General features: G+C 72.3%; 16 protein-coding genes. 10 read left to right on the forward strand and 6 right to left on the reverse strand.

Annotated elements, in window-relative coordinates; all coding sequences use genetic code 11:
* The first annotated feature begins 198 nt into the window (after positions 1-198).
* Together SACTE_RS29245 and SACTE_RS35480 are read left to right on the forward strand one after the other, a co-directional pair.
* Entirely contained in the window at positions 199-876 is a 678-nt protein-coding gene (locus SACTE_RS29245) for an endonuclease V (RefSeq protein ID WP_014049623.1), read from the forward strand.
* Between the two features lie 106 nt (positions 877-982).
* Entirely contained in the window at positions 983-1,105 is a 123-nt protein-coding gene (locus tag SACTE_RS35480; protein WP_255310577.1) for a hypothetical protein, read from the forward strand.
* Positions 1,106-1,163: 58 nt separating this feature from the next.
* Here the strand turns inward: SACTE_RS35480 and SACTE_RS29250 are convergent, their stop codons facing one another.
* Positions 1,164-2,354: a saccharopine dehydrogenase NADP-binding domain-containing protein gene (locus tag SACTE_RS29250; RefSeq protein WP_014049625.1), complete on the reverse strand. Its 1,191-nt coding sequence runs from the start codon at positions 2,352-2,354 to the stop codon at positions 1,164-1,166.
* A 260-nt stretch (positions 2,355-2,614) separates the two neighbouring features.
* Here SACTE_RS29250 and SACTE_RS29255 point away from each other — a divergent pair, with 260 nt between their 5' ends.
* The 4 genes from SACTE_RS29255 (at position 2,615) to SACTE_RS29270 (ending at position 8,437) form a co-directional block, all read left to right on the forward strand.
* Positions 2,615-3,766 carry a CaiB/BaiF CoA-transferase family protein gene (locus SACTE_RS29255; protein ID WP_014049626.1) on the forward strand — a complete coding sequence of 384 codons (1,152 nt, stop codon included), beginning with the start codon at positions 2,615-2,617 and terminating at the stop codon, positions 3,764-3,766.
* 63 nt (positions 3,767-3,829) lie between these two features.
* Positions 3,830-4,972, forward strand: coding sequence for an acyl-CoA dehydrogenase family protein (locus tag SACTE_RS29260; RefSeq protein WP_014049627.1), 1,143 nt, complete (start codon positions 3,830-3,832; stop codon positions 4,970-4,972).
* 42 nt (positions 4,973-5,014) lie between these two features.
* Positions 5,015-6,229 carry an acetyl-CoA C-acetyltransferase gene (locus tag SACTE_RS29265; RefSeq protein WP_014049628.1) on the forward strand — a complete coding sequence of 405 codons (1,215 nt, stop codon included), beginning with the start codon at positions 5,015-5,017 and terminating at the stop codon, positions 6,227-6,229.
* A 36-nt stretch (positions 6,230-6,265) separates the two neighbouring features.
* Positions 6,266-8,437 carry a 3-hydroxyacyl-CoA dehydrogenase NAD-binding domain-containing protein gene (locus SACTE_RS29270; RefSeq protein ID WP_014049629.1) on the forward strand — a complete coding sequence of 724 codons (2,172 nt, stop codon included), beginning with the start codon at positions 6,266-6,268 and terminating at the stop codon, positions 8,435-8,437.
* A 33-nt stretch (positions 8,438-8,470) separates the two neighbouring features.
* On the opposite strand, the gene SACTE_RS29275 is transcribed toward SACTE_RS29270, so the two are convergent.
* On the reverse strand, positions 8,471-9,199 hold the full coding sequence (locus tag SACTE_RS29275; protein ID WP_014049630.1) for a MerR family transcriptional regulator: 729 nt from the start codon (positions 9,197-9,199) through the stop codon (positions 8,471-8,473).
* A gap of 275 nt (positions 9,200-9,474) precedes the next feature.
* Between SACTE_RS29275 and SACTE_RS29280 the strand changes: the two genes are divergently transcribed.
* Complete coding sequence (locus tag SACTE_RS29280) at positions 9,475-10,107, forward strand: TetR/AcrR family transcriptional regulator (RefSeq protein ID WP_014049631.1); 633 nt, start codon at positions 9,475-9,477, stop codon at positions 10,105-10,107.
* 45 nt (positions 10,108-10,152) lie between these two features.
* Here the strand turns inward: SACTE_RS29280 and SACTE_RS29285 are convergent, their stop codons facing one another.
* The gene (locus tag SACTE_RS29285; protein ID WP_014049632.1) at positions 10,153-11,031 is read right to left on the reverse strand and encodes an oxygenase MpaB family protein; all 879 of its coding nucleotides are present in this window, start codon (positions 11,029-11,031) and stop codon (positions 10,153-10,155) included.
* A gap of 260 nt (positions 11,032-11,291) precedes the next feature.
* Here SACTE_RS29285 and SACTE_RS29290 point away from each other — a divergent pair, with 260 nt between their 5' ends.
* Entirely contained in the window at positions 11,292-12,206 is a 915-nt protein-coding gene (locus tag SACTE_RS29290) for an oxygenase MpaB family protein (protein ID WP_014049633.1), read from the forward strand.
* On the opposite strand, the gene SACTE_RS29295 is transcribed toward SACTE_RS29290, so the two are convergent.
* On the reverse strand, positions 12,169-13,221 hold the full coding sequence (locus SACTE_RS29295) for a LacI family DNA-binding transcriptional regulator (protein ID WP_014049634.1): 1,053 nt from the start codon (positions 13,219-13,221) through the stop codon (positions 12,169-12,171). The two genes, SACTE_RS29290 and SACTE_RS29295, sit on opposite strands and share 38 nt — an antisense overlap.
* A gap of 233 nt (positions 13,222-13,454) precedes the next feature.
* On the opposite strand from SACTE_RS29295, the gene SACTE_RS29300 reads away from it, so the two are divergent.
* Positions 13,455-15,194 (forward strand): BCCT family transporter, encoded by a 1,740-nt coding sequence (locus SACTE_RS29300; RefSeq protein WP_014049635.1) that lies wholly within the window; start codon positions 13,455-13,457, stop codon positions 15,192-15,194.
* A gap of 57 nt (positions 15,195-15,251) precedes the next feature.
* On the opposite strand, the gene SACTE_RS29305 is transcribed toward SACTE_RS29300, so the two are convergent.
* Positions 15,252-16,181: an FAD-dependent oxidoreductase gene (locus tag SACTE_RS29305; protein WP_014049636.1), complete on the reverse strand. Its 930-nt coding sequence runs from the start codon at positions 16,179-16,181 to the stop codon at positions 15,252-15,254.
* Between the two features lie 90 nt (positions 16,182-16,271).
* Here SACTE_RS29305 and SACTE_RS29310 point away from each other — a divergent pair, with 90 nt between their 5' ends.
* Entirely contained in the window at positions 16,272-17,912 is a 1,641-nt protein-coding gene (locus SACTE_RS29310; RefSeq protein WP_014049637.1) for an ABC-F family ATP-binding cassette domain-containing protein, read from the forward strand.
* A gap of 71 nt (positions 17,913-17,983) precedes the next feature.
* Here the strand turns inward: SACTE_RS29310 and SACTE_RS29315 are convergent, their stop codons facing one another.
* A complete protein-coding gene (locus SACTE_RS29315; RefSeq protein ID WP_014049638.1) occupies positions 17,984-20,428 on the reverse strand; it encodes a Tex family protein in 2,445 nt (814 codons plus the stop codon).
* Positions 20,429-20,517 lie beyond the last annotated feature (89 nt).

Raw genomic sequence — 20,517 nt, forward strand, 5'->3', positions numbered from 1 at the left:
GTGGTGGGGCGGCCCCTGGACGTCGTCCCTTATGGCGTGATTGTGCGTGGAGCAGTGCGTGGCGGGTCCGGTTCAGCGGTTGGTGCCGGACGAATGGTGCTCGTGCTCGCAACAGGCCCTTCGTCCGGTCCCGCCTCCGTCTCGGCGTCCTCACCGCCTGAAGCGACGTCCGAAGCGGCGTCTTAGACTGAGGCCCTCATGACGACCTTCCCGATGCCCGCCGACGAGGCCGAAGCCCGTGCCGCACAGGACGCGTTGCGCACCCGTGTGGTGCGCGACGAGACCGGGCCTCCGCCCGGGACGGGCCACGTCACCGGGGTCGACGTCGCCTACGACGAGGAGCGGGACGTCGTCGTCGCGGCGGCCGTCGTGCTGGACGCGGCGACGCTCGGTGTGGTCGCCGAGTCCACCGCGCGCGGCACGGTGAGCTTCCCGTACATCCCCGGGCTGCTGGCCTTCCGGGAGATCCCCACCGTGCTCGCCGCCCTGGAGGCGCTCCCCGTCGACCCGGGACTGGTCGTCTGCGACGGGTACGGGCTGGCCCACCCGCGCCGGTTCGGTCTCGCCAGCCACCTCGGCGTGCTCACCGGCCTGCCCGCCGTCGGCGTCGCGAAGAACCCGTTCACCTTCCACTACGAACAACCGGGGCCCCGCCGCGGCGACTCCAGCCCGCTGCTCGACGAAGGCGAGGAGGTGGGGCGGGCGTTGCGGACCCAGGACGGCATCAAGCCCGTCTTCGTCTCCGTGGGCCACCGCACCGACCTGGACAACGCCTGCGCCCACACCCTCGCGCTGGCCCGCGACTTCCGTCAGCCGGAGACCACCCGCAGGGCCGACGCCCTGTGCCGGTCCGCGCTGCGGGAAGCGCTCGCCTGAGCACGAGGGCGCGCGGCGATTGTTGCCGACTGAGTACATGACCGGATGTTGTTCGTCGAACATCCGGGGCAGGCTGGTACACATGATCGACCACAACACGCCTCGCATGAGCACCGGAACCGTACGCCTCTCCCAGCGTGGCGTCGCCGTGGGCATGACCCTCGGCGTCGTCGCGGGAGCCGCCTGGACCGTCTCCATGGTCTGCACGCTCGCGTCCTGGATGCTCTGACCCCGTCCCCCTGGTTCGCCCCGGATGAGCCGTAGAGCCCACGACCCGGTGCGAGGGCTCAGAGCGTCGCCGCGACCCGGAAGCGGATCCCCGCCGACCGCAACCGTTCCAGCAGCGCGTCGCCCATCGCCGTGACCGTGGTGACCTGCCCCGAGGTCGCGGGCAGTTCGTCCAGGGCCAGGCACAGCGCCGCATGGGCCAGCATCTTCGCGGTCTCGTCGTAGCCCGGGTCGCCGCCCGAGACCTCCGTGAAGACCCGTCGGCCGCCGCCCTCGCCGACGAAGCGGACCGTGAACCAGCTGCGCCGCCTGCGCGCCTCGTCGGGGCCGGAGCCCGCCTCGTAACGACTCGTCAGCCAGTCGCGCACCGGGGGCACCTGTGCGGCTCCGGCCAGTGCGCCGAGTGCGGCGGTGCCCCCGAGCGCCACCGGCAGGTGCTTCACCGAGGCGAAGTGCCGGTAGCGGAAATCGGGGCCGTAACGTTCCAGCGCCCGCGCCGAGCGCTCCACCACGCGCGGGTCCAGGGTCGGCAGCGGCAGCGCCCAGGTGCCGGTCGCCGCGCTGAAGTGGGGGGAGCCCTGCGGTGCGCGGGCCCGGCGGCCGACCTGGCGGGGTTCGTGCAGCCTGCGTTCGCGTGCGGCCCGCACCGTCTGCCGCCCGCGCCCGAGCGCGGTGAGCGCCGAGGCGAACGTGCCGCCGGAGAAGACCGCGCCGGTGCGCACGAAGCCGTCCACGGTCAGCGGCACGCCCTCGGGGAGCTGCTGGACGGTGAAGTAGGCGCCCAGGTCATGAGGGACCGAGTCGAAGCCGCAGGCGTGCACGATCCGGGCGCCGGTCTCCCTGGCCCGGGTGTCGTGGCGCAAATACATCGTGTCGACGAACTCCGGCTCGCCGGTGAGGTCGGCGTAGTCCGTCCCTTCCTCGGCGCAGGCCGCGACGAGCTTCTCGCCGTGGTGGACGTACGGCCCGACCGTCGACGCCACCACGTGTGCGGACGCGGCGAGTTCGCGCAGTGCGCCGGCGTCGTCCGCGTCCGCCGGGATCAGCGGCAGGTCCGCGCACCGGGGATCGGTCGCGGCCAGCCGCTCGCGCAGCCGCTCCAGCTTGGGCAGGCTGCGTCCGGCCAGGGCCCAGCGGCAGCCGTCCGGCGCGTGCGCCGCGAGACAGGCGGCCGTCAGCGACCCCACGAAGCCCGTGGCACCGAAAAGGACGATGTCCAAGGGGCGCTGTGCCCCGTGCTGCCTGTTCATGCGTGCCTCCGCTGGGGCCGGCGCCGATGTGAGCAGCCAGAGGCTAGCGGAGCGTGCGTGGCGCCGTACGGCCGGGCGGGCTCCGGTACGAGAGGATCCGGCCAGGGCGTGTTCGGGACGTGGCGCCGCCCGCCCGGAGGACGGGCGTGACTTCCGGGGCCCGCCCTAAGCGCTTGCTCGGCCGAAAGGGTTGTGCGGAGCGGCCTCGGTTCTTAGCATCATCGATGTTACATCAGTTGTGTCACACCGCTGGGGGCTTGATGGCAACGACAGGGCACCGATCGGACGGCCCGCTGGCGGGGGTGCGCGTCGTCGAGCTGGCGGGCATCGGCCCGGGCCCGTTCGCCGCGATGCTGCTGGCCGATCTGGGCGCCGACGTGGTGCGCGTCGACCGCCCGGGCGGGCCGGGGCTGGGCATCGACCCGGCGTACGACCTCACCAACCGGAACAAGCGGTCCGTCCTCGTCGACCTCAAGGCCGAGGGCGGTGCCGCGCGGGTGCTGGACCTCGTCGCACGGGCCGACGTCCTGATCGAGGGCTACCGCCCGGGGGTCGCCGAACGCCTCGGCGTGGGCCCCGACGTCTGCCTGGAGCGCAACCCCCGGCTCGTCTACGGACGGATGACCGGCTGGGGCCAGGACGGTCCGCTCGCCGACCGGGCGGGACACGATGTCGCCTACATCGCCCTCACCGGCACCCTCTCCATGATCGGCGCGCCCGGTGAGCCGCCGACGGTCCCCGCCAACCTGGTCGGCGACTACGCGGGCGGCTCGCTCTACCTCGTCGTCGGCGTGCTCGCGGCCCTCCAGCACGCCCGTACGCCCGGCGGCACCGGGCAGGTCGTGGACGCGGCCGTCGTCGACGGCGCCGCCCACCTCGCCACGATGATCCACGGCATGCTGGCGGCCGGCAGCTGGCAGGACCGGCGCGGCTCCAACCTCCTGGACGGCGGCTGCCCCTTCTACGGCTGCTACGAGACGTCCGACGGCGGTTACATGGCGGTCGGGCCGCTCGAAGCGCGCTTCTACGAGCGGTTCGCCGCGCTGCTCGGCCTCGGTGAGGTCGCCGCGGCCCGCGACGACCTCACCCGCTGGCCACAGCTGCGCGCCGCCGTCGCCGAGCGCTTCTCGGCCCGCACCCGCGCCGAGTGGACCGAGGTGTTCGAGGGTACGGACGCCTGCGTGGCCCCGGTCCTCTCGCTCCGCGAGGCGCCCGGCCACCCCCACCTCGCCGCCCGCGCCACCTTCGTGGAGCACGGCGGCCTCACCCAGCCCGCCCCCGCGCCCCGCTTCTCCGCGACGCCCTCCGGGGTGCGCCGCCCGCCCGCCCTGCCCGGCGCGGACACCGACGAGGTCGCGGCGGACTGGGACGTGCCGGGCCTGCGCACCACCGGGACGGGGCCCGCGGGCTGATGGCCCTCCCGGCTCGTCCCGTCATCGTCCCCGTCCCCACCGACCGGCCCCAGGGAGTCTGAAGTGCAGCGGCAGATCTTCACCGAAGAACACGACGCGTTCCGCCGGACCGTCCGCACCTTCCTGGACAAGGAGGTGCTCCCGTACTACGAGCAGTGGGAGCAGGACGGGATCGTCGCACGCGACGCCTGGCTCGCGGCCGGCCGGCAGGGGCTGCTCGGCCTCGCCGTACCGGAGGAGTACGGAGGCGGCGGCAACGACGACTTCCGGTACAGCGCCGTGCTGGCCGAGGAGTTCACCAGGGCCGGTGTGCCCGGCCTCGCCCTCGGCCTGCACAACGACATCATCGGCCCCTATCTGACCTCGCTCGCCACCGACGAGCAGAAGCGCCGCTGGCTGCCCGGCTTCTGCAGCGGCGAGACGATCACCGCCATCGCCATGACGGAACCCGGCGCCGGGTCCGACCTCCAGGCCATCCGCACCACCGCCGAGGACAAGGGCGATCACTGGCTGCTCAACGGGTCGAAGACCTTCATCTCCAACGGCATCCTCGCCGACCTGGTGATCGTCGTCGCCAGGACCTCCCCGGAGGGCGGCGCGAAGGGCCTCTCGCTGATCGTCGTGGAACGCGGTGCCGAGGGCTTCGAACGCGGCCGCAACCTCGACAAGATCGGCCAGAAGTCCCAGGACACCGCCGAACTGTTCTTCCACGACGTCCGCGTCCCCAAGGAGAACCTCCTCGGCGAGCGCGACGGCGCCTTCCTGCACCTCATGACCAACCTGGCCCAGGAACGGATGGGCATAGCGGTCGCCGGGATCGCCGCCGCCGAACACCTCCTGGAGATCACCACCCGGTACGTCAAGGAGCGCGAGGCCTTCGGGCGGCCCCTGGCCAAGCTCCAGCACATCCGGTTCGAGATCGCCGAGATGGCCACCGAGTGCGCCGTGACCCGGACCTTCCTGGACCGGTGCATCGCCGACCACTCGGACGGGACGCTCGACGCCGTGCACGCCTCGATGGCCAAGTGGTGGGCCACCGAACTCCAGAAGCGGGTCGCCGACCGCTGCCTCCAACTCCACGGCGGATACGGCTACATGACGGAGTACCGGGTCGCCAGGGCCTTCACGGACGGCCGCATCCAGACCATCTACGGCGGAACGACCGAGATCATGAAGGAGATCATCGGCCGTTCACTGCTCGCCTGACCCGCACCCCTCCCCGCGCAACCCTCCCGAAAGGCAGCTGACTTGAGCACCGAAGCGTACGTCTACGACGCGATCCGCACCCCGCGCGGCCGCGGCAAGGCCAACGGCGCCCTGCACGGCACCAAGCCGATCGACCTCGTCGTCGGCCTCATCCACGAGATCCGGGGCCGCTTCCCGGACCTGGACCCGGCCGCCATCGACGACATCGTCCTCGGCGTCGTCAGCCCGCTCGGCGACCAGGGCTCCGACATCGCGCGGATCGCCGCCATCGCGGCCGGACTCCCGGACTCCGTCGCCGGTGTCCAGGAGAACCGCTTCTGTGCCTCCGGCCTGGAGGCGGTCAACCTGGCCGCCGCCAAGGTCCGTTCGGGCTGGGAGGACCTGGTCCTGGCCGGCGGGGTCGAATCGATGTCCCGGGTCCCGATGGGCTCCGACGGTGGCGCCTGGGCGATGGACCCGATGACCAGCTTCGAGACGGGCTTCGCCCCGCAGGGCATCGGCGCCGACCTCATCGCCACCATCGAGGGCTTCAGCCGCCGCGACGTCGACGAGTACGCCGCGCTGTCCCAGGAGCGCGCCGCCGCGGCGTGGAAGGAGGAGCGGTTCGCCCGCTCCGTCGTCCCCGTCAGGGACCGCAACGGCCTGCTCGTCCTCGACCACGACGAGCACATGCGTCCCGGGACCACCGCCGACTCGCTGGCCTCCCTCAAGCCGTCGTTCGCCACCATCGGCGAGATGGGCGGCTTCGACGCCGTCGCCCTGCAGAAGTACCACTGGGTCGAGAAGATCGACCACGTCCACCACGCGGGCAACTCCTCCGGCATCGTGGACGGCGCCGCCCTCGTCGCGATCGGCTCGAAGGAGGTCGGCGAGCGCTACGGACTCACCCCACGCGCCCGGATCGTCTCCGCCGCCGTCTCCGGCTCCGAGCCGACCATCATGCTGACCGGCCCCGCACCCGCCACCCGCAAGGCACTCGCCAAGGCCGGACTCACCATCGACGACATCGACCTCGTCGAGATCAACGAGGCCTTCGCCGGCGTCGTCCTGCGCTTCGCCCGGGACATGGGCCTGACCCTCGACAAGATCAACGTCAACGGCGGCGCCATCGCACTCGGCCACCCCCTCGGCGCCACCGGCGCGATGATCCTCGGCACGCTCGTCGACGAACTGGAGCGCCAGGACAAGCGGTACGGCCTCGCCACCCTCTGCGTCGGCGGCGGTATGGGCATCGCCACCGTCATCGAGCGTCTCTGACCGTCCCCGGCCCCTCTCTTACGGAGAACACCACCCATGACCGAGAGCACGACCATCCGCTGGGAACAGGACGAGACCGGCATCGTCACCCTCGTCCTGGACGATCCCGGCCAGTCCGCCAACACGATGAACCAGGCGTTCAAGGACTCGATCGCCGCCGTCGCCGACCGGGCCGAGGCCGAGAAGGACTCCATCCGGGGCATCATCTACACCTCCGCCAAGAAGACCTTCTTCGCGGGCGGCGACCTCAAGGACATGATCAAGGTCGGCCCCGAGGACGCCCAGGCCGCCTTCGACACCGGTACCGCGATCAAGAACTCGCTGCGCCGCATCGAGACGCTCGGCAAGCCGGTCGTCGCCGCGATCAACGGTGCCGCGCTCGGCGGCGGTTACGAGATCGCCCTCGCCTCCCACCACCGCGTCGCCCTGGACGCCCCGGGCTCCCGCATCGGCCTGCCCGAGGTCACCCTCGGCCTGCTGCCCGCGGGCGGCGGCGTCACCCGCACCGTACGCCTCATGGGCATCACCGACGCGCTGCTCAAGGTCCTCCTCCAGGGCACCCAGTACACCCCCGCCCGGGCGCTGGAGAACGGCCTGGTCCACGAGATCGCCGCCACGCGCGAGGAGATGCTCGCCAAGGCGCGCGCCTTCATCGACACCCACCCGGAATCGCGGCAGCCCTGGGACGTCAAGGGCTACCGCATCCCCGGCGGCACCCCGTCCCATCCGAAGTTCGCCGCCAACCTGCCCGCCTTCCCCGCCAACCTGAGGAAGCAGCTTGCGGGCGCGCCCATGCCCGCGCCCCGCAACATCATGGCCGCGGCGGTCGAGGGATCGCAGGTCGACTTCGAGACCGCTCTGACCATCGAGGCCCGCTACTTCACCGAACTGGTCACCGGCCAGGTCGCGAAGAACATGATCCAGGCCTTCTTCTTCGACCTCCAGGCCGTCAACTCCGGGGCCAGCCGCCCGGGGGGAGTGGAGGAACGCCAGGTCCGCAAGGTCGCCGTCCTCGGCGCCGGGATGATGGGTGCGGGCATCGCCTACTCCTGCGCCCGCGCCGGCCTCGACGTCGTCCTCAAGGACGTCTCCACCGAGGCGGCCGAGAAGGGCAAGGCCTACAGCGAGAAGCTGCTCGCCAAGGCGCTCTCCCGGGGCCGTACGACCGAGGCGAAGCGCGACGAACTGCTCGCCCGCATCACCCCTACCGGCGACCCGGCGGATCTGGCCGGCTGCGACGCGGTGATCGAGGCCGTCTTCGAGGACACCGCGCTCAAGCACAAGGTGTTCCAGGAGATCCAGGACGTCGTCGAGCCCGACGCGCTGCTCTGCTCCAACACCTCCACCCTGCCCATCACGGTCCTCGCCGAGGGCGTGGAGCGGCCCGCCGACTTCATCGGGCTGCACTTCTTCTCGCCGGTCGACAAGATGCCGCTGGTGGAGATCATCAAGGGCGACAAGACCGGTGACGAGGCGCTGGCCCGCGCCTTCGACCTGGTGCGCCGGATCAAGAAGACCCCGATCGTCGTCAACGACTCCCGCGGCTTCTTCACCTCGCGTGTCATCGGCCACTTCATCAACGAGGGCGTCGCCATGGTCGGCGAGGGCATCGAGCCCGCGTCCGTCGAGCAGGCGGCGGCGCAGGCCGGCTACCCGGCCAAGGTCCTCAGCCTGATGGACGAGCTGACCCTCACCCTCCCGCGCAAGATCCGCGACGAGACCCGGCGCGCGATCGAGGAGGCGGGCGGCACCTGGCCCGCACACCCCGCCGACGCGGTCGTCGACCGGATGGTCGACGAGTTCGGGCGGCCCGGACGCAGTGGGGGAGCGGGCTTCTACGAGTACGGCGAGGACGGCCGGCGGGGCCTGCTGTGGCCGGGGCTGCGCGAGCACTTCACCCGGCCCGGCGCCGAGATCCCGTTCGAGGACATGCAGGAGCGGATGCTCTTCTCCGAGGCGCTGGACAGCGTCCGCTGTCTGGAGGAGAACGTCCTGACGACCGTCGCCGACGCCAACATCGGCTCGATCATGGGGATCGGCTTCCCGCCCTGGACCGGCGGCGTACTCCAGTACATCAACGGCTACGAGGGCGGCCTGCCCGGCTTCGTGGCCCGCGCCCGGCAGCTCGCCGAGCGCTACGGCGACCGCTTCCTGCCGTCGCCGCTGCTGCTGGAGAAGGCGGAGAAGGGCGAGACCTTCCACGACTGACGGCGGCCTCGCGGGCCGTGCGCACCCGGCGGCTCACTCCGTGGTGAACGCGGCCCGCAACTCCTCCTTGAGCGACCGCTGGAACGCCGTCAGCAGGGCCTGGAGCACCATCGGCTGCATATGGGCCGACAGCGACTTCATGGCCTTCAGGTGCTCCGGGTCCTCCTCCCGCTCCCGGTACGGGCTCCACACCTCGTCCCGGAACAGCCGGCTCAGCTCCTGGGCGGCCGAGCGGGTGTGCTCCAGCAGCACCGTGCGCGCGGCCAGGATCGTCTCGTGCTCGATCGGCACGTCCAGCAGCTCCACCCCGAGCCGCAGCAGCCCCACATCGACCCGGTAGCCGCCGGTGTCCGCCGAGCGGTCCAGGACGCCCATCGCCGCCAGCCGGTCCACATCCGGCTCCGTGAGCGCCCGCCCCGCGCGCCGCTCCAGCTCCGTCCGCTCCATGTCCTCGGCCGCGTCCGGCGCCCAGGACGCCACCAGTGCCCGGTGGATGGCCAGGTCGTGCGCGCTCAGATCGGGCGGCAGCTGCTCCAGGTACCGCTCGATGGCGGCGAGCGTCATGCCCTGGTGCTGGAGCTCCTCGATCAGCGCCAGACGCGAGAGATGGGCCGGACCGTAGTGCCCGACCCGGCGCGGGCCGATCACCGGGGGAGGCAACAGCCCCCGGGTGCCGTAGAAACGCACGGTGCGTACGGTGACACCCGCGCGTGCGGCGAGTTCGTCGACGGTGAGCGTCGGCTCCTCGTCCCCGGTGGCCATGACTGCTCCTTGTCGCCGACGGCCCGCGGTGCGGGCCCGAATCGATCAGGTGCAACAGTATTGCTGTCTCACCACTGTTGAGAAAGCGTCCGGCCGTCGTCGGTGGTGGGCCGTACGGTGAGGACATGAGGGGGATCACGTATCCGCGGGGGGACGCCACCGCACCGTCCGGCCGGGGCGCGTTCCGGAAGTGGCGCCGTCCGCCGGAGTCCCGCGCAGCCGGGCCCCCGCAGGCCTGTGGTTGAGTGGGAGCGTCACGGCGGACGGGGAGGCTCATGGCGGCACAGGACACCGAGGCGGCCCTGCTGGCCCGGGCGCTCGTGGAGACGCCGTCCCCGGACGCGCTGAGCGAGCAGATCCTGGACGCGGCACGCGAGCAGTTCATGACCTTCGGGCTGCGCCGCTCGACCGTCGACGACGTGGCCAAGCGCGCCAAGGTCTCCCGGGTCACGGTCTACCGGCGGATCGGCAACAAGGACAGCCTGGTCTCGGCCTGCCTGCTGCGCGAGTACCGGCGCTTCGTCGTGGACGTGGACGAGGCGGTCGCCGCCCTGCCCACCACGCAGGACCGCCTCGTCGAAGGCTTCGTGGCCGTGCTCAAGCACATCCGTGAACACCCGCTGGTGGGCGGCCTGCTGCGGCTGGAACCGGAGATCATGCTCCCCTTCCTCACCCTGGAGAGCGCCCCCGCCTTCCTCGCCATGCGCGGCTACCTGGCCGACCGGCTGCGCGACGCCCAGCGGGCCGAGGGGCGCCCGGAGACGGACCCGACGCCGGTGGCCGAGCTCATGGTGCGGATCACCGTCTCCTTCCTCCTCAACCCCGTGAGCTGCTTCGCGCTCGACGACGACGACCAGGTGCGCGCCTTCGCCCGTACCTACCTGCTGCCGCTGCTCGGCACCGAGTGACCGCGCCGGGCGTCGCGGGCCGTTCGCGAGGCGTACGCCCCGCGCTCAGGAGCGCTCCTGGGGCAGGGGCTCCAGCGGCCGAGACCCGGCCCAGTGCGGGCCCAGGTCGTCGAGGTGGTAGCCGAAGGGATAGCTCCGCGGCCGGGGCCTGGACGGCAGCCACCGGGGGCGGGCCGGCAGCAGCCCCACGCCGAGCGCCCGGGCGCGCAGCAGGTGTTCGGCGGCCAGCCGCACCCAGCGCGGCTGCGGCCGGAAGCCCAGCGCGCGCAGGAGGGGCTCGTCCAGCAGCGCCAGCGAGAGGCGGGCCACCAGCGGGCGCAACGGGGCCGGGTACCAGTGGGCCATGACCCGGAAGGTGGCGGTCGCCACGCGCCGGTTCGCCGGGTCGTAGGCGAACATCGCCCTCTCGTAGGAGTCCATCAGCTCCTCGAAACCGGCATAGGTGTCCGGCGCACCCGCTATCCCCATCATGGCTGCCGTCCTCCTGCCCGCCTCCGCCAGCGCCTGCACCTCCTGCGGACACAGAGGACGCCAGCCGAACCGGTCGATCCACCGTCTGGGACCGACCACCGTGGTGGCCAGGACGTAGAGGTAGTCCTCGTTGGGGATGCGGTACCTGCCGTGGATCCGGTTGAGACGGCGGGCCGCCGCTCGGGCCCGCTCCGACTCGAAGCCCTCGGCCGTCATCTCGTAGCCGAACAGGACGGTGTCGTCGTACCGCTTCTGGCCGTGGCGTTCGAACTCCTGGGTGCGGTCGAGGAGGACGGAGATCCGGGGTACGCCGTAGTCGCGGAGGAAGGCGAGGCCGATGCCCTGCCGGTAGTCCCAGGGGAATTCGTACTGCGCCATCAGCCGGAGGATCTCGGCGCAGTCACGTGCGGGATCCATGCGCCGGATCTCGCGTAAGCGGCTGTAACGGCCCATCCGTGCCACCTCCTGAAGCTCGGGTGTGCGGGAAAGCCCTCCGGGCGCGGCGCCAGGCCCGTGCGGGGCGCGCAGCGGCTCCCCCGCCCCCGGAGAGTCAAAGTTACAAATACTATTGACTTGTTTCACCGAGGGCGTCAACACTGCGGACACGGCCGCGTGGGGCCCCGGCGGCCCGGTCGCGCGCACGCGCTCGCATACTGGAACACGTACGGGCCGGGTGCCTTCGCCGGCGCCCGCATACCGCTGGGAGCACCTGGATGAGCAGCACGGACACCGGCCGCACCGGACCCGTCCCGCCCCCGCCGGGCGGCGTCCTGTGGAGCCTGGCCGGTGACGTCAGGGGGCTGCTCATGCTGCCCGCCGCTCTCACCCTCCAGGTGGCCCACCCCGCCGTCGGCGCGGGGGTGGACGAGCACTCGGTCTTCCGCACCGACCCGTGGGGGCGCGGCGAACGCTCCCTGCGCTCGCTCCAGCTCTGGGTGTACGGGGGAGAGGCGGCCGCCGAGGAGGGGCGCCGGCTCCGCACGTTGCACCGCACCATCCAGGGCACCGACACCCGGGGCCGCCGCTACCACGCGCTCACCCCCGCCAACTACGCCTGGGTCCACGCCACCGGTTTCCCCGTCTACCAGCACGCGGCGCGCTATCTCGTGCGCCCACTCGGCGAGGCCCAGGAGCGGGCGCTGTACCGGGAATGGCTCCAGGTCGGACGGATCCTCGGCATCCACGACCGGGACATGCCGCAGACGATCGAGGAGTTCTGGCCGTACTACCGGTCCGTGCTCGCCGACGAGATCGAACGCACTCCCGTCGTCGAGGACCTGGTGGCCACCGACCGCCCCGTGCCGCCGCCCGACCGGGGGCCGTCGGCCGTGCGGCTCACGCTCCGGGTGCTGTGGCCGCTGCTGCTCCCGCCGCTGGCACGCTTCCGGCGGTTCGTCACGGTCGGCCTGATGCCGCCGGAGGCCCGCGAGGCCATCGGGCTCGCCTGGAGCGACGCCGAGGAGCGGCGGCTGCGGAGGTTCTGCGCACTCGTGCGCTGCGTCGTGCCCGTCCTGCCCGAGCGGCTGCGCTATCTCCCGCTCGCCCGCAGGGCACGGGCCGCGTGGCGCGCGGAGCGCGGCACCCGGGCGATCAGGCCGAGGCCCGCCGGATCAGTTCGGTCGGGGTGACCACGGAGTCGGGCCACTCGCCGGTGTCGCTGTCCAGCCGCTCCATCAGCAGCCGCACCATCAGCCGGCCCATGCCCTCCACGTCCTGACGGACCGTCGTCAGCGGGGGATCGGTGGCCTCCGCGACCGAGGTCATGTCGTCGAAGCCGACCAGCGCGACCTCCTCCGGCACCCGCAGCCCCCTCCCGCGCAGCACGCGCAGGGCCCCCGACGCCATCAGGTCGTTCGCCACGAAGACCGCGTCCAGGTCCGGGCGGACCTCCAGCAACCGTGTCATCGCCCGGGCCCCGCCGTCGGCGGTGAAGTCGCCGACCACGGTCAGTGCGGGATCGGCGTCCGGCAGCACGTCGTGGTAGCCCTCGATCCGGTCGAGCGCGGAGGTCTGGTCGCGCGGGCCCGCGATGTGCGCGATGTGCCGCCGGCCGAGCGAGACGAGATGGCGCACGGCCTCACGGGCGCCGCCCCGGTTGTCGCAGTCGACGTACGGCACCGGGGCGCCGGCGCTGTCGCCCCGCACCGGGCGCTCCGGGCGCCCGCCGTAGACCGTCGGCACCCTGAACCTGCGGATGATCGCGGGCAGTTCGTCGTCGGTGTGCAGGGAGAAGGCCAGGACGCCGTCCACGTGCCCGCCCGCCAGATAGCGGGTGACCCGGTCGAAGTCGCCCCTGCCCTCCACCAGCAGCAGCACCAGTTGCGCGTCGTGGGCGTTGAGCTCGCGGCTGATCCCGCGGATCTGGCGGGAGAAGAACGGGTCGGAGAAGATCCGGAACTCGGGCTCGTCGATGATCACCGCCACCGCCCCGTTGCGCCGGGTGACCAGGGTCCTGGCCGCGTGGTTCGGGATGTACCCGAGCTCGTCGACCGCCTTGCGCACCTGGTCCACCAGCGGCTGCCGTACCCCGGCGCCGCCGTTGACGACCCGGGACACCGTCGCCCTGGACACGCCCGCGCGGGACGCGACCGCCTCCAGGGTGGGCCGGACGTCACGCTGCGGATCGGGGATCGGGTCGGGCAAGAGACGCTCCTCGGGCGCGCGTGCCCCGGCCGGGATGGGCCGGAACGAGCGGGGTCAGCACGAACGCCCGCCAGCCTAACCGCCCGCTCGGCACCGCCGGACGGCCCGGTCGCCCGGCATGTCCCCTCGTAAACAGTCAAGCGGCCCCGGCTTGTTGGTCCGCGGAGACGCGCGCCGTGTGTGGTACTGCCTACGGAGAGCGATATATTCGCATTGCCTGAAAGGTGCCATTTGTGTCGCATGACGAGCAGAGAACGGGTGACCGGGGGGACCATCTCCCGGTCACGGCCGATCTACCCGCCGAACCGAGCCACGGCCGTCGGCCCACGACCGACCGGGTGGTCTTCGGCGTCACGGCGGTGCTCACCGTCGCCTTCGTGATCTGGGGCTCCACCGCCACCAAGTCGCTGGAGGACGTGTCCAACACCCTGCTCAACGGCCTCATCCACAACGGTGGCTGGGGCTTCATGCTGGCCGCCTCCGGCTTCGTGGTCTTCGCCCTCTGGCTCGCGATCAGCCGGTACGGGAAGATCTCGCTCGGCCAGGAAGGCGAGGAGCCGGAGTTCCGGACGGTCTCCTGGGTGGCGATGATGTTCAGCGCCGGCATGGGCATCGGCCTGATGTTCTACGGGGTGAGCGAGCCGCTGGCCCACTTCCGCAACCCGCCGCCCGGCACCCGTCCCACCGAATCCGCCGAGGCGATGCAGACGGCGATGGCGACCACCCTCTTCCACTGGACGCTGCACCCGTGGGCGATCTACGCCGTCGTCGGGCTCGCCATCGCGTACAGCACCTACCGGCGGCGCAGGCGGCAGACCATCAGCGCGGTGTTCGAGCCGCTCATCGGTTCCCGGCACGCCCACGGGGGCGTCGGCCGGGTCATCGACATCCTGGCCATCTTCGCGACCCTCTTCGGCTCCGCGGCCTCGCTGGGGCTCGGCGCGCTCCAGATCGGCAGCGGTTTCCAGGAGCTCGACTGGATGGAGAAGACCGGTACGGGCCTGCTGGTCGCGATCATCGCCGTCCTCACGGCCGCCTTCGTCGCCTCCGCCGTGTCCGGTGTCGAGCGCGGCATCCAGTGGCTGTCCAACATCAACATGGTGCTCGCCCTGATCCTGGCGGTTTTCGTCTTCGTCGTCGGCCCCACCATCATCGTGCTCGACCTGCTCCCCACCTCGATCGCCGCGTACTTCGGCAACCTCGCCCAGCTCGCCGGGCGCACCGAGGCCACCGGGGAGGGGCAGGTGGCCGACTGGCTCGCCAGCTGGACGGTCTTCTACTGGGCGTGGTGGATCTCCTGGACGCCCTTCGTCGGCATGTTCATCGCGAGGATCAGCCGCGGCCGTACGATCCGTCAGTTCGTCGGCGGTGTGATCCTGGTGCCCAGCACGGTCAGCCTCATCTGGTTCGCCGTGTTCGGCGGTTCCTCGATCAGGCTCGACCAGGCCGGCCGGCTCAGCGGGGTCGGCGACACCCAGGAGGCGCAGCTCTTCGGCGTCCTCCAGCAGTTCCCTGCCGCCACGCTCATGAGCATCCTCGTCATGGTCCTGGTCGGCATCTTCTTCGTCTCCGGCGCCGACGCGGCCTCGATCGTGATGGGCACGCTCTCCCAGAAGGGTGTCCTCGAACCCGCCCGGTGGGTCGTGATCTTCTGGGGCGTCGTCACCGGCGCCGTGGCGGCGGTCATGCTGCTCATCGGCAACGGGCAGGACGACGCGCTGGCGGGGCTGCAGAACCTGACGATCCTGGTGGCCGCGCCGTTCACCGTCGTGATGATCGGCATGTGCGTCTCCCTGATGCGCGACCTGCGGCACGACCCCCTGATCGTGCGCCGGGAGTTCGGTGTGGAGGCCGTGGAGTCCGCGGTGATCCAGGGCCACGCCAAGTACGACGGCGACTTCGAGATCCGGATCGGGCCCGGCGCCACCGAGGTCACCAGCGACGAACGGCACAGACCCGGCCCCTCCGCCTGAGCGCGGGCCGCCGCCCGACCCGGAGGGCCGGGCGGCGGCCCCGGCGGAGGCCGCCCCTCAGCCGACCAGCCGGGCCGCGGCCTCGGCGCACCCCCACGCCACCGTGACCCCGGCCCCGCCGTGCCCGTAGTTGTGCACCAGCAGACCCCCGCCCGGCAGCCCCTCGGCCTCGATCCGCACCCCGCCGTCCCGGGCCGGCCGCAGCCCCACCCGGTGTGCCACGACCCGGGCCCGGGCGATCTCAGGCCGCACCCGCGCACAGCGCGCCACGATCGCCTCGGCCGTCCGCGGGTCGGGCTCCGTACGCCAGTCGCCCGCCTCCGCCGTGCCCCCGAGCACCAGGCCGCCCGGCTGCGGGAAGAAGTACGTCGTCGCGCTCGACGCCGGGTCCGCCTCGGCGAACCACTCCTCGACGCCCGGGTTCTCCACCACCACCAACTGGCCCCGCACCGGCCGCACCGCGGGGTCCGGGACCAGGGTGCGAGCGCCGAGACCGGTGCAGTTGACCACCACCGGCGCCTCGGCGGCGGCCTCCGCGAAGCCGCGGACCTCCCGCCGCTCCAGGACACCGCCCGCCGCCGTCAGCCGCCGCTCCAGCCACCCCAGGTGCACCGGCATGTCGATCAGGGGCAACGTCACCCGCAGCCCCTCGGCCACCTCCGTCGCCCCCGCCAGACGGGCCGCCCACGGCCCCAGCGACGCGAGCCGCTCACCCCCGTGCGTACCGGTCGCCACCCTCACGCCGGTCCCGGGCGACCCCGCCCACTCCTCGTACACCCGCAGGGTCTCCAGCGACCAGTCGCCGACCAGCGCCTCGGGCTCGATCCGGTACGGCCACCAGAGCCCACCGGCCACCGCCGACGTGGTGTCCGCCGCCGCGTCCCTCGACCACACCCGCACCCGGTGGCCGCGTTCCGTCAGCACCAGCGCCGTGGCCAGCCCGCTGACCCCGCCGCCCACCACGACCACGTCCGCCCTCGTACCCATCCCCACCACTCCCGTCGCCGCGCGGGCCCTGTACGTCCGGCCCGGGGCCGGTCCCCGGTGGCCCGCCGGTTCGCTTAGGATCGCACCCTGATGACTGCCACCCTCGTCGCCAAGGACCTCGCCGCCGGGCACGGCGACCGCACCCTCTTCACCGGACTCGACCTCGTCGTCGCGCCCGGGGACGTGATCGGGCTCGTCGGAGCCAACGGCGCCGGCAAATCCTCGCTGCTCCGCCTCCTGGCCGGACTCGACCGCCCGGAGGACGGCGAGCTGCGGCTCTCCCCGCCCGGCGCCACCGTCGGACACCTGCCCCAGGAGCCCGAGCGCCGCGAAGGCGAGTCCGTACGGGACTTCCTCGCCCGCCGTACCGGGGTCGCCGACGCCCAGCGGGCGATGGACGCCGCGACCCAGGCCCTGGTCGACCAGGCGCCCGGCGCGGACGACGCCTACGCCGAGACCCTGGAGCGCTGGCTCGCCCTCGGCGGCGCCGACCTGGACGAACGCGCCGAGGGTGTCGCCGCCGAACTCGGGCTGACCGTCGGCCTCGACCAGCCGATGACGGCCCTCTCCGGCGGCCAGGCAGCCCGCGCCGGGCTGGCCTCGCTGCTGCTGTCGCGCTACGACGTCTTCCTGCTCGACGAGCCCACCAACGACCTGGACCTGGACGGCCTGGAACGCCTGGAGCGCTTCGTGTCCGGGCTCCGGGCCGGCACCGTCGTCGTCAGCCACGACCGCGAGTTCCTCATGCGTACGGTCACCAAGGTGCTCGAACTGGACCTCGCCCAGCAGGAGATCCACCTCTACGGCGGTGGATACGCCTCCTACCTGGAGGAACGCGAACGGGCCCGCTCCCATGCCCGCGAGGAGTTCGAGGAGTACGCCGACAAGCGCTCCGCCCTGGAGAGCCGCGCCCAGACGCAGCGCGGCTGGATGGAGAAGGGCGTCAAGAACGCCCGCCGCAAGGCCACCGACAACGACAAGATCGGCCGCAAGTTCCGCAGCGAGGCCAGCGAGAAGCAGGCCGCCAAGGCCAAGCAGACACAGCGCATGATCGAGCGCCTCGACGTCGTGGAGGAGCCCCGCAAGGAGTGGGAGCTGCGGATGGAGATCGCCTCCGCCCCGCGCTCCGGCTCCGTGGTCGCCATCCTCCGGGACGCCGCCGTCGTCCGCGGCGACTTCTCCTTCGGTCCGGCCACCCTCCAGATCGACTGGGCGGACCGGGTCGCCATCACCGGCGCCAACGGCTCGGGCAAGTCGACCCTGCTGGCCGCCCTGCTCGGGCGGCTGCCGCTCGACTCCGGCCACGCCTCGCTCGGTTCCGGCGTCGTGGTCGGCGAGGTCGACCAGGCGCGGCAGCTGTTCCACGGCACGGAGAGCCTGCTGGACGCCTTCTGCGCGGCCGTCCCGGACACCGAACCGGCCGAGGTCCGCACCCTGCTCGCCAAGTTCGGGCTGCGCGCGGCGCACGTACTGCGCCCCGCCACGACCCTCTCGCCGGGCGAACGCACCCGTGCCGCCCTGGCCCTCCTCCAGGGCAGAGGCGTCAACCTGCTGGTGCTGGACGAGCCGACCAACCACCTGGACCTGCCGGCGATCGAACAGCTGGAGTCGGCGCTCGACGCCTACACCGGCACCCTGCTGCTGGTGACGCACGACCGTCGCATGCTCGAAGCCGTCCGCACCACCCGCCGCGTCGCGGTCACCGACGGCAAGGTCGTCGAGGCCGGCTGACCCGGCGGTTCCGCGGCCGGGAAGCCGACGGCGGACCGGGACACATCGTCCCGGTCCGCCCTCGTCGTCGCTCAGCGCTTGCGGCCGCCTCGGTCGGAGCCCGTCAGCCCCGCGCGGCGCAGGGCGTCCGCCATCGCACTGTTGGCAGGAGCGGCGGCCGGTCGGGAAGCACCGCCACCGCCGCCTCCACGACGGTCACGGCCCTGTCCCCCTCCGCCCTGCCGCTGCGCCTGGCCGGACTGTCCCTGGCCGCCCTGCCCCTGGCCGCTCTGCCGCTGCCGCGGCGGGCGCTCGCCGCCGCGCTCGCGCCGGGACCCCTGACCGTCGCCGGACGTGGCGGCCTCGTCGTCCAGCCGCAGCGTCAGCGAGATCCGCTTGCGCGGGATGTCGACCTCCCTCACCTTCACCTTGACGATGTCGCCCGGCTTCACGACATCGCGCGGATCCTTGACGAACGTCCGCGACATCGCCGACACATGGACCAGACCGTCCTGGTGGACGCCGATGTCCACGAACGCTCCGAAGGCCGCGACGTTGGTGACGACCCCCTCCAGCACCATCTCCGGGGCCAGGTCGCCGATCTTCTCGACGCCCTCCTTGAAGGTGGCCGTCCGGAAGGCCGGGCGCGGGTCGCGGCCCGGCTTCTCCAGCTCCTTGAGGATGTCCGTGACCGTCGGCAGACCGAACTTCTCGTCCACGAAGTCGTCCGGCCGCAGCGAGCGCAGGACACCGGTGTTACCGATCAGCGAGGCGACGTCGCCGCCCGTCCGCTTCACCATCGTCCGCACCACCGGATACGCCTCCGGGTGCACGCTCGACGCGTCCAGCGGGTCGCCGCCCCGGATCCGCAGGAAGCCCGCGCACTGCTCGTACGCCTTCGGACCGAGGCGCGCCACGTCCTTCAGCGCCCGGCGGGAGGGGAACGGGCCGTTGGTGTCGCGGTGCGTGACGATGTTCTCGGCGAGCGTCGCCCCGATGCCCGACACCCGCGAAAGCAGCGGCGCCGAGGCGGTGTTCACGTCGACGCCGACCCCGTTCACACAGTCCTCGACCACCGCGTCCAGCGAACGCGACAGCTTCACCTCGGACAGGTCGTGCTGGTACTGGCCCACGCCGATCGACTTCGGGTCGATCTTCACCAGCTCCGCCAAGGGGTCCTGGAGCCGCCGGGCGATCGAGACGGCGCCACGCAACGAGACGTCCATGTCGGGCAGTTCCTGCGAAGCGAAGGCCGAGGCGGAGTACACGGACGCGCCCGCCTCCGACACCATCACCTTGGTCAGCTTCAGCTCCGGGTGGCGCTCGCACAGCTCACCGGCGAGCTTGTCGGTCTCCCGGGACGCCGTGCCGTTGCCGATGGCGATCAGCTCGACCCGGTGCTCCCGGGCCAGCCGCTCCAGCGTCGCCAGGGACTGCTCCCACTTGTTGGCCGGCACGTGCGGGTGGATCACGTCGGTGGCGACGACCTTCCCGGTCGCGTCCACCACGGCGACCTTCACGCCCGTACGGAAACCGGGGTCGAGCCCCAGCGTCGCCCGGGTCCCGGCAGGCGCCGCGAGCAGCAGGTCGCGCAGGTTCGACGCGAAGACCCGGACCGCCTCGTCCTCGGCAGCCGTACGCAGCCGCAGCCGCAGGTCGATCCCCAGGTGGACGAGGACCCGGGTGCGCCACGCCCAGCGCACCGTGTCGCCGAGCCACTTGTCACCGGGCCGGCCGCGGTCCGCGACCCCGAACCGGCGGGCGATCATGTTCTCGTACACCGAGGGGCCCGGCCGCTCCGCGGCGTCGGGGCCCTCCGGGTCCAGCACCAGGTCGAGGACGTCCTCCTTCTCGCCCCGGAGCATCGCCAGCACCCGGTGCGAGGGCAGCGCGGTGAACGGCTCCGCGAAGTCGAAGTAGTCGGCGAACTTGGCGCCCGCCTCCTCCTTGCCGTCCCGCACCTTCGCCACGACGCGGCCCTGGGTCCACATGCGTTCGCGCAGTTCGCCGGTGAGGTCGGCGTCCTCCGAGAACCGCTCGGTCAGGATCGCGCGGGCGCCCTCCAGCGCCGCCGCCGCGTCCGCCACGCCCTTGTCCGCGTCGACGAACGCGGCCGCCGCGGTGAGCGGGTCCACGGACGGGTCGCCGAGCAGCCCGTCGGCCAGCGGTTCCAGCCCCGCCTCGCGTGCGATCTGCGCCTTCGTCCGGCGCTTCGGCTTGAAGGGCAGATAGATGTCCTCGAGCCGCGCCTTGGTGTCGGCCGCCCGGATCCGCGCCTCCAGCGCGTCGTCGAGCTTGCCCTGTTCGCGTACGGAGTCGAGGACCGCCGTACGACGGTCCTCCAGCTCCCGCAGGTACCGCAGCCGTTCCTCGAGCGTGCGCAGCTGCGCATCGTCGAGCATCTGGGTCGCTTCCTTGCGGTAGCGCGCGATGAACGGCACGGTCGACCCGCCGTCGAGCAGCTCGACCGCCGCCTTCACCTGACGCTCGTGTACGCCGAGTTCCTCGGCGATCCTGCCTTCGATGGACGTCGTCACGGTTTTCCCGACTCGCCTTCTCGTACTGGCTGTGCTGGCTGTGCCACGGGGGTGGTTCACACCCGGGTGATCCCCTTCGCCTGCATTGT

This window comes from Streptomyces sp. SirexAA-E, from assembly GCF_000177195.2.
In the GTDB taxonomy this organism is placed as follows: Bacteria; Actinomycetota; Actinomycetes; order Streptomycetales; family Streptomycetaceae; genus Streptomyces; species Streptomyces flavovirens.